General features: G+C 35.6%; 12 protein-coding genes. 7 read left to right on the top strand and 5 right to left on the bottom strand.

Annotated features, from left to right (window positions below; all coding sequences use genetic code 11):
• Positions 1-62 precede the first annotated feature (62 nt).
• From ABN763_RS02140 to ABN763_RS02150, 3 genes are all read left to right on the top strand, one after another.
• Entirely contained in the window at positions 63-1,580 is a 1,518-nt protein-coding gene (locus ABN763_RS02140; protein WP_410483761.1) for a DEAD/DEAH box helicase, read from the top strand.
• Between the two features lie 19 nt (positions 1,581-1,599).
• Positions 1,600-2,439 (top strand): 1,4-dihydroxy-2-naphthoyl-CoA synthase, encoded by an 840-nt coding sequence (locus tag ABN763_RS02145; protein ID WP_410483762.1) that lies wholly within the window; start codon positions 1,600-1,602, stop codon positions 2,437-2,439.
• 100 nt (positions 2,440-2,539) lie between these two features.
• Positions 2,540-5,002: a zinc-dependent metalloprotease gene (locus ABN763_RS02150; protein ID WP_410483763.1), complete on the top strand. Its 2,463-nt coding sequence runs from the start codon at positions 2,540-2,542 to the stop codon at positions 5,000-5,002.
• A gap of 55 nt (positions 5,003-5,057) precedes the next feature.
• Here the strand turns inward: ABN763_RS02150 and ABN763_RS02155 are convergent, their stop codons facing one another.
• Genes ABN763_RS02155 through ABN763_RS02165 form a run of 3 tightly spaced genes read right to left on the bottom strand, consistent with a single transcriptional unit; the run spans position 5,058 to position 9,011 of the window.
• A complete protein-coding gene (locus tag ABN763_RS02155; protein ID WP_410483764.1) occupies positions 5,058-7,559 on the bottom strand; it encodes a TonB-dependent receptor domain-containing protein in 2,502 nt (833 codons plus the stop codon).
• Positions 7,546-8,451, bottom strand: a complete 906-nt coding sequence (locus tag ABN763_RS02160; RefSeq protein WP_410483765.1) for a FecR family protein — start codon at positions 8,449-8,451, stop codon at positions 7,546-7,548. The genes ABN763_RS02155 and ABN763_RS02160 overlap by 14 nt, the downstream gene beginning before the upstream one ends.
• A 41-nt stretch (positions 8,452-8,492) precedes the next feature.
• Entirely contained in the window at positions 8,493-9,011 is a 519-nt protein-coding gene (locus tag ABN763_RS02165; RefSeq protein WP_410483766.1) for an RNA polymerase sigma factor, read from the bottom strand.
• A 114-nt stretch (positions 9,012-9,125) separates the two neighbouring features.
• Here ABN763_RS02165 and ABN763_RS02170 point away from each other — a divergent pair, with 114 nt between their 5' ends.
• The 4 genes from ABN763_RS02170 to ABN763_RS02185 all read left to right on the top strand — a co-directional run bounded on the left by ABN763_RS02170 (position 9,126) and on the right by ABN763_RS02185 (position 14,735).
• Complete coding sequence (locus ABN763_RS02170; protein WP_410483767.1) at positions 9,126-11,219, top strand: hypothetical protein; 2,094 nt, start codon at positions 9,126-9,128, stop codon at positions 11,217-11,219.
• A gap of 815 nt (positions 11,220-12,034) precedes the next feature.
• Positions 12,035-12,643, top strand: a complete 609-nt coding sequence (locus tag ABN763_RS02175) for a peptidoglycan recognition family protein (RefSeq protein ID WP_410483768.1) — start codon at positions 12,035-12,037, stop codon at positions 12,641-12,643.
• A 430-nt stretch (positions 12,644-13,073) separates the two neighbouring features.
• Positions 13,074-13,589 (top strand): DinB family protein, encoded by a 516-nt coding sequence (locus ABN763_RS02180; protein ID WP_410483769.1) that lies wholly within the window; start codon positions 13,074-13,076, stop codon positions 13,587-13,589.
• Between the two features lie 60 nt (positions 13,590-13,649).
• Complete coding sequence (locus ABN763_RS02185) at positions 13,650-14,735, top strand: S41 family peptidase (protein WP_410483770.1); 1,086 nt, start codon at positions 13,650-13,652, stop codon at positions 14,733-14,735.
• An 84-nt stretch (positions 14,736-14,819) separates the two neighbouring features.
• Here the strand turns inward: ABN763_RS02185 and ABN763_RS02190 are convergent, their stop codons facing one another.
• Positions 14,820-15,113, bottom strand: a complete 294-nt coding sequence (locus ABN763_RS02190; RefSeq protein ID WP_410483771.1) for a hypothetical protein — start codon at positions 15,111-15,113, stop codon at positions 14,820-14,822.
• Between the two features lie 74 nt (positions 15,114-15,187).
• Positions 15,188-16,255, bottom strand: a complete 1,068-nt coding sequence (gene aroB / locus ABN763_RS02195) for a 3-dehydroquinate synthase (protein WP_410483772.1) — start codon at positions 16,253-16,255, stop codon at positions 15,188-15,190.
• Positions 16,256-16,311: the final 56 nt, after the last annotated feature.

The raw sequence follows: 16,311 nt of genomic DNA on the forward strand, positions 1-16,311 counted from the left end.
GGTTAAGACTTGGGCATAACCTTTAATTGTGTGTAAATTTGTGCGATTTTAAAAAAAACGCATTGAGTTTACCATCCCGTTTATTAGCTGAAAAAACATCAACCAAAGTTCTTTATGATTACCAAGAACGGGATATTGACGCTATTTTTGATCGATTAGATAGCAAACCAAGTGATTATAATCTTTTATATCAACTACCTACGGGCGGTGGTAAAACTGTCATTTTCTCTGAAATCGTAAGACGTTATATCACCTTGAAAGAAAAAAAGGTGGTAGTGCTCACGCATCGTATTGAGCTTTGCAAACAGACCTCGTCCATGCTTGAGGAGTTTGGTGTTACCAATAAAATTATTAACAGTGCGGTAAAAGAGCTTGATGATCAAGATGATTACATGTGTTTTGTGGCGATGGTTGAAACACTTAATAACAGACTCAATGATGGCTTGTTAGATCTTCATGACATTGGCATGGTGATTATTGATGAGGCTCATTATAATTCGTTTAGAAAACTTTTTAAATTTTTCCAGCCCTGCTTTATTTTGGGTGTTACCGCTACACCGCTGAGCTCTAATATAAAACTTCCAATGAAGGACATGTATCGCGAACTTATTGTTGGTGATACCATCAATTCATTAATAGAAAAAGGTTTTTTAGCCAAGGCAAATACCTATAGCTACGACGTAGGTTTAGGTACACTAAAAATAGGAATGAATGGTGATTATACGGTTAAATCTTCAGAAGACCTGTACACCAACATGAGCATGCAAGAAAAGCTTTTGAAAGCCTACGAAGAACGATCAAAAGGAAAGAAAACGCTCATATTTAATAATGGTATTATTACTAGTAAGTATGTTTATGAATTGTTTAAGCATGCTGGATATGAGATCAGGCACTTAGATAATACCTGTAGTAGACAAGAACGGGAAGACATTCTAACTTGGTTTCGATCAAAACCAGATGCCATTCTTACCTCAGTTAGTATATTGACTACTGGTTTTGACGAACCTAGCGTTGAAACAATTATTTTGAATAGGGCAACAAAGTCTATTACATTATACTTCCAAATGATCGGAAGAGGATCTCGTATTCTACATAATAAATCAGAATTTATAGTACTTGATCTAGGTAATAATGCAGCACGATTTGGTTTGTGGAGCGCTCCGGTAGACTGGCAGCATATTTTTAGAGCGCCGGATTTCTACTATGAGAATTTGATCAGTGACGAAGAGATAGAAAGGAATTTTAAGTATGTCATGCCACCTGAGATTCGCGAAGAATTTGCCAATAGTGAGGAGGTTTCTTTTGATATTGAGTTGGAATATGACCAAGTTCTTTCAGAGGGATTAAAAGCAAAACATGTGTTAGAACGCAGTATCGAGCAACACGCAAAAATTTGTGTTGAGAATAGCGAAGATGTGTTTGATGCTCGAATCCTTGCTAGGTTGTTAAATGATGATATTGCTTATCGAGTACGTTGTTTTTCTTACTTGATAACATCAAATACCAAAAACTACAAAGATTGGTTGCAGGAAGACTACAAACGAAAACTGCGTTTAAAACTTAACCAATCATTTGATTAACTGTACAAAACTATCCACCATGACCAAACCAAACTGGACTATAGCAAAAGAATACGCTGATATTACCTATAAAAAAAGTAACGGTGTCGCGCGAATTGCGTTCAATAGGCCAGATGTGCGTAATGCATTTCGCCCGAAGACCACTTCAGAATTGTTAGATGCTTTCCACGATGCGCAGGAAGATACATCGATAGGAGTGGTATTGTTATCAGCAGAAGGCCCGTCATCAAAGGACGGAGTTTATAGTTTTTGTAGTGGTGGTGATCAAAAAGCAAGGGGACATCAAGGCTATGTGGGCGAAGATGGTTATCACCGATTGAACATTTTAGAAGTGCAACGCCTTATTCGCTTTATGCCAAAAGCCGTCATTTGTGTGGTGCCGGGTTGGGCAGTAGGTGGTGGTCATAGTTTGCATGTAGTGTGTGATATGACTTTAGCTTCAAAAGAGCATGCTATTTTTAAACAAACTGATGCTGATGTCACTAGTTTTGATGGTGGTTACGGATCAGCATATTTGGCTAAAATGGTAGGTCAAAAAAAAGCAAGAGAAATTTTCTTTTTAGGACGCAATTATTCGGCTCAAGAGGCATTTGAAATGGGAATGGTAAACGCCGTTGTGCCGCATGATGAGTTAGAAGATACTGCCTATGAATGGGCTCAAGAAGTGTTGGCAAAATCTCCAACGTCTGTTAAAATGCTCAAGTTTGCTATGAATTTGACTGATGATGGTATGGTGGGTCAGCAAGTTTTTGCGGGAGAAGCAACTAGGTTAGCATATATGACTGATGAAGCCAAAGAGGGAAGAGATGCGTTTTTAGAAAAGCGCAAGCCGAACTTTGAAAAAAAATGGCTCCCGTAAACGACTTTCTCCAAGTCCTTAAATAAAAGTTAATGTCATCTTCATGGTATTGGTAAAATAGGCTAAAACTTTATTTTTAGTCGATTAAACTAGTCCTTCCATGAAAAAACGACTTTTATTAGTTGCTCTGTTTTCTATTGCAGTTGCAATTCCTGTAAACGCTCAGCGTAAAAAGAAAAAAAAGAAAGTAAGTACGGAGCAAAAAGCACCTCCTAAGAAAAAGAATGGAATTAAGCCATATGGTCAGGTTATTACCAAAGATGCTAAAACTGATGATGGCTTGTTCAAAGTGCATCAAGTAGACCAAAATTACTTTTTTGAGATTAACAACAATCTTTTAGAAAAAGATATGTTATTGGTAAGTCGTATTGCCAAAGTGCCTAGTGGCCTTGGAGGCGGATATGTAAATGCCGGTTCAAAAACCAATGAACAGGTGGTGCACTGGGTACGGTATCAAAATAAGATTTTACTTAAGCTAAAATCGTACAACTCCGTTGCTGATGATTCATTACCAATCAATATTTCAGTAAAAGCGAATAATTATGAGCCAACGCTTTTTGCTTTTGATATAAAAGCACTAAGTAAAGATTCGTCGGCCATAGTGGTCGATGTCACCAAATTTTATGGTACTGATGTTAAGGCGATAAGCGGTATGCCTGCAAGATGGCGTACACAGTATAAGGTACGTAACTTAGATAAGGATAGAAGCTTTATTAACCGAATGAGCAGCTATCCTCAAAATATTGAAGTAATTCAAGATTTTACTTATAACGCTACATCACCACCTAGTAATAGAAATACGGGTTCTATTAGTTTGCAAATGAATCAATCGATGATTTTATTGCCTGAAAAACCGATGCAACCCAGAATTTATGACCCTAGGGTGGGGTGGTTTACAGTAAGTCAGTACGACTACGGTTCTGAAGAGTTGAAGGCCGATCGTAAAACCTATATTCGTCGTTGGAGGCTTGAACCAAAAGATATAGAAGCCTACAATAGAGGTGAGTTGGTTGAACCGATAAAACCAATCGTTTATTATCTAGATCCTGCTACCCCAGAAAGTTTAAGAAAGTATATTAAACAAGGTATTGAAGATTGGCAGCAAACCTTTGAGACTGCCGGTTTTAAAAATGCAATTTTGGCTAAGGATCCACCAACTAAAGAGGAAGATCCTGAATTTAGTCCGGAGGATATTCGTTATTCTGTTGTACGTTATGTAGCGAGTACAACACGAAATGCCGTTGGGCCTAGCGTATCTGATCCTCGGTCTGGAGAAATTATTGAAAGTGATATTATCTGGTATCACAATCATTTAAGAAGCTATAGAAATCGTTATTTATTGGAAACTGGTGCTGCAAATCCCAGCGCGAGAACACTCAACACCCCTGAAGAAGAAATAGGTGAGATGATGCGTATGGTAATTGCCCATGAAGTAGGGCATGCGCTTGGTTTTCCTCATAACATGGCAGCGAGTTATGCGTATGATGTTGAGTCGTACAGGGATGGAGATTTCACCCAAAAAAATGGAATTGCAGCCAGTATAATGGATTATGCAAGATATAATTACATAGCGCAACCAGGTGATGCTAATATTCGTTTTATACGTCAAATTGGGCCTTACGATCACTATGCTACCAATTGGGGATATCGTTATTTAGGTATGAATAGTCCAGAAAATGAAAAAAACACTTTGACAAAATGGATCGAAGAAAAAGGAAATGACCCTACTTTTAAATATGGAAGGCAGTCCAGTAGATTCGATCCACAATCTCAAACAGAATGTATTGGAAATGACCCGATGAAGGCTAGTGCTTACGGACTAAAAAACCTTAAATATGTTGCAAGTAATTTACCAAAATGGACGAGCGATGTTACCAATAATTATGAAGACCTTGGTGAGTTATATGGTGAAATGTTAGGAGTGTGGAGCCGCTATGTTGGTCATGTGGTAACGAATATTGGTGGAGTTTATGAGGATTTGAAAATGCCTAATCAAGAAGGGGCGGTTTATAATCACGTAGATAAAAATACCCAAAAGCTTTCGATGTTGTGGCTACATGCTAATGCGTTTGAAACACCATCATGGTTGGTTGATACTTCTATTTTAAAAAACATTGATCATGCGGGTTATTTTGAACGTTTGCGACGATTACAAGCCAGACATTTAAATAACTTATTGAGTTTTGACAGAATAGGGCGATTGGTTGATGCTGAAACCGTTAATAATGACTATTATTCAGCATTAAATATGATGCGAGATCTTAGAAACGGAATTTTCAAAGAAGCACGTGCTGGTAGAAAAGTTGATATCTTTAGGAGGAATCTCCAACGTAGTTATCTTGACAGAATGGAATATTTAATGACTGAAGATATGCAACGAAGCTTCAGATCATTAATGTATTACAATGTAAACACAAGTGATGTTCGCGCACTTGTACGGGGTGAACTTAAAGCGCTAAGATCAAGAATCCGTGCTGCAAGAAGCAGTGTTCAAGATACTGTAACCCGATATCACTATGATGATATGGTTGCACGAATTGATAATATACTAGATCCCAAATAATTCTGATTAACTGAGTTGTCAGATCGAGCGAAATCCAGGCCTTTAGGAAGTTAAACTAAAACTCCAGACGAACGGTGATATTTGGCGTACGTCCTAATGCTTGTTCTTGAATTTCATTAATAATTCCGTCATTAGAACGGAAGTATTGATTGATCACGTTGGATTCGTCCAAAATGTTCCAAAGTGAAATGCCAGTATGCAAATTAGTACCTGAACCTAATTTGAAGTCATAAGTGGCCGAAAGATCGAAGCGCATATATTCGCCTATTAAACTACTGTTTGCATCGTCGTAGTCTAAAGTGTTTGCTTCACTAATATTCTGGCTGGCCAGCGGGGTAGTAGGTCGACCTGAATGCCAATTTAATCCTGCAGATACTTTGAGTTTATTATAGTTGTAGGAAGTTGCTAGTCCAATGATATGCCGAATATCATAATTGCTAGAAAAAGAATTTTCCTGCAAAGCAGGAAAGGAATAATCGTTTCTTGCGAAGCTGTAACTCAACCAACTGCTAAATCGTTTTTGTCTCATATTAATTAAAAAGTCAGCCCCAAAGATTTCGTAATTACCAATGGCCTCAATAAATTGATATTGATTTAAAAACCCTTGGCTTTTTGAATTGATGTCGTCTACTTTTTTATAATAGCCCTCAGCACTAAAAAGCCAGTTTTTTGGTTTGTAATCAATTCCTAAAGAAAGCTGTTTGCTTGTGATAATTGGAATGTTCTCTTCATTTGACAACACCCAACGCCTGTTTTCAACTCCAAGAAAATCATTTTGGAAATTAACTATTTGTGTGGTGGTTTGATGTTTAAATTCCCCTAGCAAATTTATAGAAATATCTGATCCTAATTTTTGATCAATACGCAGTCTGGGTTCTAAGATGAGCCTATCAAATTTTTCAATATAGCTAGCACGTAAACCACCACCTAAATACGTATTTGTATTGGGATAATAATCAATGTCTGAGAACACTGCATGCGTTACAACAACCTCCTTGATAGCCCTTCTGAAAACAGGATTGTTCACATCTGTTACATTTGTTATTCCTGTTTCAACAAACTGGTAGCCAGGCTTAATTTTCAAGGCATCATTTAACAGAATGGTGTTGTTAAATCTAACACCTGTTTCTAATACCTTATTTTCTTGTGATAATAGTTGATCGTTGATGATATCAACATTTGCTGATTTTAAACTGTAATCAGTACCGTAGAACTGAAGATCAGTAAAAAAACGATCGTTCCATCGATGTTCATAAAAGATCCCACCACCTAAACTGTTTTGTGAGGCGCTACTTTCTCTCGAGTCAATTATCCCGTCTGTTAATACAGACTCTAAGAAAACCAGATCATTAGTAACATTTATGAAATTCAAACGAATGCGATCGTTGTCGGATAGCTCATAATTCCATCGAACGTTGACATCGAAGAAGGAAAATTTCTCTTGTAGATCGATGGGAGCATTGTCGAATATAACTTCTGTGTTTTGAAATGCTTTGTCGAAAAACTGGTTATATGTATTGGTTTCAAGCACATCATTAATCGATCTTCTTGCCGAGATTTCTAGAGAGCTTTTTTCTCCAACCGGAATATCGGCGTATACGTCTGCGCTTATAAGGTTAATTCCTGCTTCTGCGCTAAGGTACTTTGATATGGTATTTGAAGAATTTAGCAGGATTGTTCCAGAAACCCCATCGGTTAAAGAACTTGGTGTGCCATTTTTTATTAGTAATACTTTCGATCCTATTTTAGGGTTTAAAGCAGATATCAATCCGAAAAAATGACCGGATTGGTACATTTTTATTCCATCCCATAAAATGAGATTTTGATCATTTGTTCCACCTCTTATGTTAATGGAAGAAACCCGTTCGTCAATACTTTGAATGCCTGGTAACGTTTGTACGGTTTGTAAAACATCTTGATCTATCAAGCCTGGTAAAATGCCAAAATCTTCATAATCAATTTCAAAAAAACCATTTTTACGTTTGTTAATACCTGCTGTTAAGAAGTTGCTGACGACTACTTCACTTAGTTCCTCAACCAAAGGTATAAGCATAATTGTTTTACAAGGTTTGGCTAATAAATCTTTACCAAGGTAAGTCACTGTTTTATAACCGATAGATCGAATGGTAACACGTTCGGTATTGGGGTTTACTTCAATTTCAAAACTACCATTTTCACTTGAGATTACAGCTTTATTACGCGCTTGAATAGTTGCGCCAACAATCGGCTCATTTTGATATTTATCTTTTAAAGTCCCACAAAAAACAAGAGTTTTTAGCCTAGTGATTGTAATAACGTTGTCATTTAATAGCGTAAAAGAAAGCGGAAGTTGTGATTCAATAAACGCTAAAGATTTTTTAAGGTTTAATCCTATTTTAGGTTGATTTATAAATAGGTCTTTTAGATCATTGTCTGCATAGGTAAAGCGAACGTCAAACCTTTGTTCAATATTAGAAAGCACATTGAATACTGATTGCTGTTTTTGGATTTCCTGAGCGTGGGAAAAGAAAAACAGCAATGCGAAAAAAGTAAGTATAAGTCGCCTACTTTGTCTCACTGGCACTTATAACAACCTTATTATTTTTAATTTGGTATTCAAGTCCGAATGGCAGTGTAATTGCTTTTAGAGCCATCTCTTTGTTGGTGTGGGTAAACTGACCCGTAAATATTTGTGAAGCATCTACACCTTTTAAATCGACAGTAAGCTTGTATTGTCTTGTAAATTCGTCAAACGCTTCCTGCAACGGTACACTTTTGAAACTACTAATATTATTAGGCCAGTCCGGTATTTGCTTGGTAGTAATGTCGCTCATTTTTTCACCATTAACAAATCGAACCGTATTTCCGGCGGCAAGTTTTAGTATTTCGTTATTGCTATTTACACTGACCAACCCTTCAAAACAAGTTACTTCTAAAACTTCTTGTCTCGATTTTACATTAAACTGAGTTCCTAGAACTGAAATAACACCGTTATCTGTCTCAACATCAAACTTTTTGCCCTTTGCTACTTTAAAGTACGCTTCACCATGTAGTATTAGCAAACGTTCTTTATCCCATTTTTTTGTGTCATATGATAGGGAAGAGGCTGCATTTAGTATAACCTCCGATTCATCTGGTAATGATATATTCGTTTTTTCAGCTAACTCTGTAGTGATTTTCGTATCCCATTTTGAAATTGTGGCGACATAAAATCCTATAGTAAAAATGACAATAGCGGCGGCAGCATAACTAATAAGGCGTAATGGCGATTTCTTTTTAGGACGGTTTGCCATTCTTTTTGTAACAGCTTCTAATTCATCAGTAACCACATATAAAGGAGCTCTAAAGGATTTTGCAGTATCTGAAATCTTTACGATTTCATCATAATCCTCTAGCTGTTTAAATGCGATCAACTCCTCATTGTCGAGTTCGTTGCGCAACCATTTTTTTATTAAATCTTCTCTTTTCATGACTCGTCTCTATTATAACAACAACTCAAAATTGTTTTTTCCTACCGAAGTTCTTTAATTTCTTCTTTTAAAGTATTTAAAGCACTGTAAATACGTTTCTCAACCGCCTTTGATGAAATTCCTAATAACTCTGCAATTTCTTTATGGCGTTTTCCTTCAACTCTATTTAATAAAAACGCCTCACGTTGTCCTTCTGGGAGTTTTGCAAGGGCTTTTTGGTATTTTTTTAGATATTGTGATTCCTCCATTAAAAACTCTGGGCTTTCGTTGGTATAATCCTTAGGCTTTTCTTGTTGAAACTCGAGTACTATTTTTTCATGTTTTATACTGTTTAACATCAACCGTTTGGCTACCGTAAAAATGAATCCGCGCGCATTTTCCGGTGTTACTTTAGCACAATTGTCCCAAAGTTTTATAAATGCTTCCTGAACTTTATCGCGCGGATTGAGATTTGCTCCATACTTATAATACAGGAACTTGTACAGGTCCTCTGAATTTTTCTTGAATATCGATGCGAATACACTTTCTTCACAAACAGTAGTATGTAGTTTTTTGGGCATAAAAGGGATGAAAACTTCATAAAAATAAAAAAAAGTAAGTTTCCTGGTAGGAATTTTAAAAGTTGAGTTGTTTTCGAAGTATAGAGTTTAAATTATTAACCAAATAATACAATTATGAAATCCCGAATTAAACAACTTTCTTTACTATTGTTGGGTATATTTATCTTGTTTACCTCTTGTCAAAATGAGAGTGTTGAAGAGACTGACCCACAAACTGCTGGTGATTTGGTAACTCAGAATTCTGAGGTAGCCAATCTAGTACTTAATATGGCTGCCCGTGATGGGTCTTTTGACAATATTTTGGATAGAAATCACTGTACGCAAATAAAACTACCAGTAACCGTTGTTGTACGCGATATTGAAATCACCTTAGATTCCGAAGAAGATTTAGAAACAATAGAGCGTTTGTTTGACGAGTTTGAAGATGATTTAGATGAACTAGATTTCCTATTTCCGATCACAATTATATTAGCGGATCATACGGAGGTAGTTATTGAAAATGAAGATCAGCTTGAAGCATTAATAGAAGAATGTGAAGAAGACGATGATGATATTGAATGTATTGATTTTGAATACCCTATTACTATTTCTGTATTTAATGAGAATGAAGAACAAATAGGAACCGAGACTTTTGAAAACGATGAACAACTATTCCGTTTTTTCAAAAACCTTGCTGAGAATGAGTTTGTAAGTTTCAACTTCCCTATGGTATTGGTTGATTCTGAAGGTGAACGAGTAACTATTAATGATAATGATGAGTTAAAAGAAGCAATCCGTGTAGCTAGAAATGAATGTGATGAAGATGATGATGATGATTATAACGATGATGATTTTAGCATAGAACGATTAGAGAATTACCTAGTTGAATGTCCCTTTACAGTACAGCATTTTGTGAGAGACGATAATGACCTTACAGACGATTACTTCAGATATATTGTAGATTTTAAAGAAGATGGAACCTTGGTAGCATCTAGAATGCAAGATGGAGTACCTGTAAATGGTGAATGGGAAGTTACTGAAGGCGAAAACGGGCGTCCTGTATTGCTAATTAACTTAGGACAACTAACCGATTTTAACAATGAGTGGTTAGTGTATGAAATTGATGACGATAAGATTAAATTATTTGATGAAGGAAGTCGAATTATACTTCACCAAAAGTGTGAAGATGATGAGGAAGAAGGATATACTGAGGAGGAGTTAGACGCTATTATTAAAGAATGTAGCTGGGAAGTTGCTGCATTTAACCTTAACGGAAATGATATAACAGCCCAATACATGGGGTATAACATCACTTTTAAAGAAGATCAAACAGTTTCTGCAGTTTCTCCTAATTCTACTGATGCAGTAAGCGGTTCTTGGTCAACCCAAGGAGGTAATGAAGGTGAGGTATTCTTTCTTTGGGATATGGCGGAACCGTTACAAGATTTAATGAACGATTGGAAATTGTACGAGCTTGATGAAGAACGTGTTAAGTTTATTGCTGGAGATTCTTATGTTATTTTAGAACGCAATTGTGAAAACAATAACGAAACATGCGATACTATGGTTGTTGCAGAGATGTTAGAAACTTGTAAATGGAGGGTTGCAAAATATGATGGTAGTAATGGTTTCGATGATTTCTTAATTGATTTTTCAAATAGAAACATTCATGCTTTCATAAATGGTAATGTTGAAGATGAAGGTAATTGGGATATTACCGAGTCGACAATCAATTTTAATGATCTGTTTGCCAATCTGCAAGTAATTAATGGTAATTGGACGGTTACTGAGTGCGGTGATGATCGACTTGTAATGTTTAACGCAGAACAAAAAGAACTTATTCTTGAAAAAGATTGTGAAAGTTCAACCGACGGAGATATTGACGCTATTTTAAGCTATTTGCAACAAGGTGAATGGAAAGTGGCAGATTACGATGATAGCGCTGTTCCTGGTACCGATGAAATGGACTACGATATATACACCTTTACCTTTACTGCTGATGGGAAAATGGTCGCAACCAACCCAAATATGGTTGAGACAGAAGGAACATACGATGTTTTTCGAGATGACAGTGGTACGTTAAAATTCGAAGTTCTTGATTTCGTGCAACCTGATCTTCTTGAGATGCTAGACGGTGAGTTTGACATAGTGAAGGCGGAGGAAAACAGAATTGAAATCTTTGTAGAGTACTCACAAAGCACCAAAAAGGTGGTTTATGAAAAAATATAAATAAAACCATTAACCTGCTAATGTTAACTTAGGTTTTAGTTTGAGTGTAAAAGCTACCTTTTTGATCGGAGGTAGCTTTTACTTTTTACCGTAAGCTTATACTGATTAAAAGATATTAATTTGTTAATTATAATCCTTTAAATCTAGTTTAGATAACTTAAATTAATGGTCGTATCTACAAAAACAAAGCCCCGACATAAATGTCAGGGCTTTGTTGTACCATAGTAAGTTAAGTTGTTGTTGATAAGAGTTTGGGGACTCTATATTATAACATTGTAATTTAAGTATGAATGTTTGGGGCATTCGTATATAAAACAATTCTACAATTAAAAACCCTACCTGTTTTTTTGTTATTTATAGGTCAAAATATGTAACCGTCTGATAATCAGTTTCTATATAAAATAATTTTTAACATTTTTTTAAGAAAACACTTGTAACAAAAACAACTTATGTGCGTCTTACATGTGTGATTGTTCACAAACGTTCTTTAAAAAATTATTGTAAGATCTAAATTAAAAGAGCTTGTATCCTGCTTGTTTGGGATGGGTGCTTTTTTGTAAAAACCATATTGGACGTAATTCTCGGCTATGTTGAGAGTATCGTTGTTTATGTTTTAGATCAATACTTTTTTAACAAAGAAATTATCATCAATCAACAAGCACAAGGTCTAAAGAGCTTTTATCCTGATATTTGGGATAGAAGCTTTTTTATTTTTGGTACTTTTAGATATCATGCTTAAGTTAAAAAACGTAATTATTGTTGGGTTGTTAGGCGTTGTCTGCCTTATAATTCTGAGCTGTGCAACTGCTCATATCATGGACAAACCTATCATTTTTGATCAAGTAAGAGATTCATTAACAATAGAATATTTAAATACACGCTATAAGCTAGATTCAGAAACACCATCAATATCACCGAAGATGGTAGTGATTCATCATACAGTGATACCGACTTTTGAAAAATCATTTAAAGCATTTAATAATCCACTTTTACCAAATTCTCGGCCTGAAATTGCTGGGGCTGGTAATTTGAATGTTTCATCGCATTTTATGGTTGATAGAGATGGCACTATTTACCGATTAATGCCAGAAACGAAAATGGCACGTCACGTTATTGGACTTAATCATTGTTCCATAGGTATTGAAAACGTTGGTGGCACAAAAGAAACTCCGCTTACCAAAAAGCAATTGAATTCAAATATTAAGTTAGTTAAATACTTGGCTAGCAAATATCCCATAGAGTATGTAATAGGTCATTATCAGTATACACTGTTTGAAAATACTCCGCTTTGGTTAGAGGTAGATGATAACTATCGCACACCCAAGAACGATCCTGACGAGCAGTTTTTGAAAGGTATTTTAAATAAAACCACTCACTTCAATTTTAAACCAGTTCCAGTTCAGAAAGAGTCAAATACCAATTAGTAAGAGATGATAAGCGGTGATTCATTTTGAGTTGTTATTTGCTGTTGTACGAACTTATTTCATCGTTTCACCATTTTTAATTCGGTTTGGGATTGAAAATACCAATTGACTAAAAAAAGAAAGTTCAACATCAAATCTAAAATTTGCATGTTGAACTTTATTATCGTTAAAAGTAGTTTATCAGACTATTTCTTTTGGGGCTTGAACGTCGTGTTTCTTTTTAGAGACATTCGAAGAATGCTTACTTTATGTTTCATTACGGTCAAAAAGATCAAGCTTTCAAAAAAACTTTTGTTGCAATTAGTGATTGCTTACAGATATAAAACAAACAGCATGCCAAAAACCCTACCTTGAAAACAAATTTTATTGATAAAAACTCATTTTTTTTGGTTTATTTTTATCGCATTAATATCATTTAACCGTATTTATAATGAATGTTGCAGTTGTAGAAAAACATGAATATAACCCATATTACCAACCGTATTTCGATAAAATGTCGGGCGTTGAACTTATTGAAGGGTTAAAAGAAGATCATCGAGATACACTTAGTTTCCTAGATAAGCTACCTGAGAATAAATTAGAATATCGGTATGAAGAGGGTAAGTGGACTATTAAGGAGTTATTGGTACATCTTTTAGATGCCGAACGTATTTTTGCATATCGTGCCTTACGTTTTGCAAGAAAAGATACGACTCCTTTAGCCGGTTTTGAGCAAGATGACTATGTTCGCCCTTCAAAAGCCAATAGCAGGAGTTTGTCTTCTTTACGAAATGAGTTTAATGCACTGCGACTTGCTAATATTGAATTATTTAAAAACATGGATGACGAGATGCTTAGGGAAATAGGAATGGCCAGCGGTAGTGATATGTCGAGTAGAGCAGCGGCTTTTATGATTATTGGTCATAGTAGGCACCACCGACAAATAATTGAAGAACGTTATTTATAAAGAAATGAAACAGCTTGTCATAGCGCTTAAAGGGCAAATACATCAAAAGAGAGATACAATATGAAGAACATTATAGTATTGCTGTTTTTTTTGATTACTCAAATGGTACTGTGTCAAGGTGAACAAATTAAAGAACCGGTAAAGAACTTCAATAAGCTGTGGAAAGTATTTGACGAAAGATATGCAAACTTCAAGTTAAAGAATGTCGATTGGAACGCTATATATAAAAAATACCGACCGCTTATAAATGAGCAAACTACCAATGACAGTTTATTTACAGTTTGTAATCAAATGCTACTAGAATTAAAGGATGGACATATCAATTTAATTCAGTACGGAAAAAACAATAAGATAATCAACAAAGGTGATGATGGCAGCCCATCAATGTTTCTTCAGAATTTTCCGCTTTCTAAAGACAATACCCCCAATATTTATCAACTTCTAGAAACAACTAACAATACGCTGAAAAGCAATGGTTTTTTGAAACTAGGTGTTTCTCAAAAAGGGTCAATGGAATATTTGATGTCCAAAAATTACGGTTATCTAAGGGTTTTGTCCATGGGAAATTTATCTTTAAGCGAATACAAGAAACATGCTGATAATGCAGTAAAGGCATTTGAAAATTTAAAAGGTGTCATAATAGATGTAAGATTTAATGGTGGTGGTGATGATAAGGCTTCGTTTGCAATCGCAAATAGATTCGCGGATAAAAAAAGAATTGGTCACTATAAAAATGAAAGAAAAAAGGGAACCTCTGAATTTAAAAAGCTTCAAACTAAATACATCGAGCCGGCAGGAGAAATACAGTTTACAGGACCTATAATAGTGCTAACGAGTGATCTTACGGCAAGTGCTGCGGAAGTTTTTACTATGATAATGAAAGAGTTACCCTATGTAATTGTGATTGGAGGAAAAACCAACGGAATTTTCTCTGACATGTATAATTTTAGGTTACCTAACGGATGGCTAGTGACGTTATCACATCAACAATATTTCTCAGCCGCAATGAATAATTATGAAGGTATCGGAATAACGCCAGATATTGAATTATTGAATAAACCGGAAGATATAGGGAACGGAATTGACCCTTTAATAGCAGAATCAATTAAAAAATTAAATAAAAAGAGCAGTCGTAATGACTACTAATGATTACCTTTTTTGCAGCGATATTATAACTTCACAATTGATCAATTAAAGATAGCATTCCTAAAAAAGAACCAGGGTACATGGCTACCTATCCTCTGGAGCTTCTTCAGGTAGCGGAATCACAGCGTCTGGGTTATTCATATCCTTTGCCTCATAATTATCGGCGTCAAAATTTTCCATATGCTTTGCTAAGTGTGTACTTACCTTCACTAAATAAATAGTGTCGCTTGTACGAACTTCAACGGCGTCAATGGTTTCGTTTTTGTGGTTTGTAAATGATATGACATGACCATCGTCATAACCGTACGGATATTTGGCAACCAAAAGAGAAAGAATATCTGGGGTTAATTTTTTAATATCTACTATTTTCCGTTGCATATCCAAAAGATTTAAGCGGTTAGTAAAATATTGCAGGTAAGTTTAAAGTTAGCTAAAAAACTAATGCAAATGAATTAAACTCGATAAAAAGCGAATGCCGCTGAAATTTGTTTTTCACGTACTTCAACATCTAATAGATGCTTACCTATGTCGCTTAATAACACGAAGTTAATGTTGCCAAACGAATTCTTCTTATCGTGAATTAGTAGCTGCTTGATTTCATTTAAATCATCTTCGGTAATATCGACAGGATCATAAATGCTTAGGATTTCTTTTTTAATATCGATTAGTTTCTCTTCTGGAAAATCAAATAGTTGTTTTGACAAATGAGTAGCTAGAATCATCCCTATGGCAATGGCCTCGCCATGCAATAACAATTCCTTTTCAGGATGAGCTAAAAAATAGGATTCTACCGCATGGCCCAAGGTATGGCCAAAATTTAGTGTTTTTCGTAATCCGTTTTCCAGAGCATCTTCCAGTACAACATCATTTTTTATGTGTACTGATCGTATGATGATAACTTCTAATTCTTCTAATGTTTTTTCTTTAATATTTTTTACTAGCTGCCAGTCTTTATCACTTGTAATTAGCGCGTGCTTCAATATTTCTGCATAGCCGGAGCGTAACTGTTCATCAGGAAGTGTGCTTAAATAATAGGGATCAACAATTACCATTTCCCCTTCGTTAAAAACACCTACTTGATTTTTTAAACTACCAAGGTCAACACCAGTTTTACCACCAACGGAAGCATCAACCATAGAAAGTAGGGTAGTGGGGACATTAATAAATTCAATTCCCCGTTTAAAAGTAGAAGCTATAAAGCCACCCATATCAGTAATAACACCACCACCTAAGTTAATCATTAAGCTCTTTCTGTCTCCATTTAGCTCTGACATAGCATTCCAAACACCGGCACAGGTTTCAATAGTTTTATTGACCTCTCCTGATTCAATCTCAATAATTTCTATGGTCACTTTCGTCTCCAGGGCACCTAAAAAATAGGGCAGGCAATGCTCATGTGTATTTTCATCAACCAGAACAAATATGATTGAAAATTGATTTTTAGAGAGAAAAGAGTTGAGTTTTTGGTAGCCAATGCCGCCAAAATAAATGTCGCTATTGTTCGATCTTAGGTGCTGCATGAAGCTTACTTTATAGGTCGGAAAATTAAGCAGAAAATGGGAAATAGAATAGCTGC

The sequence above is a fragment of the Spongiivirga sp. MCCC 1A20706 genome (genome assembly GCF_046524175.1).
GTDB lineage: Bacteria > Bacteroidota > Bacteroidia > Flavobacteriales > Flavobacteriaceae > Spongiivirga.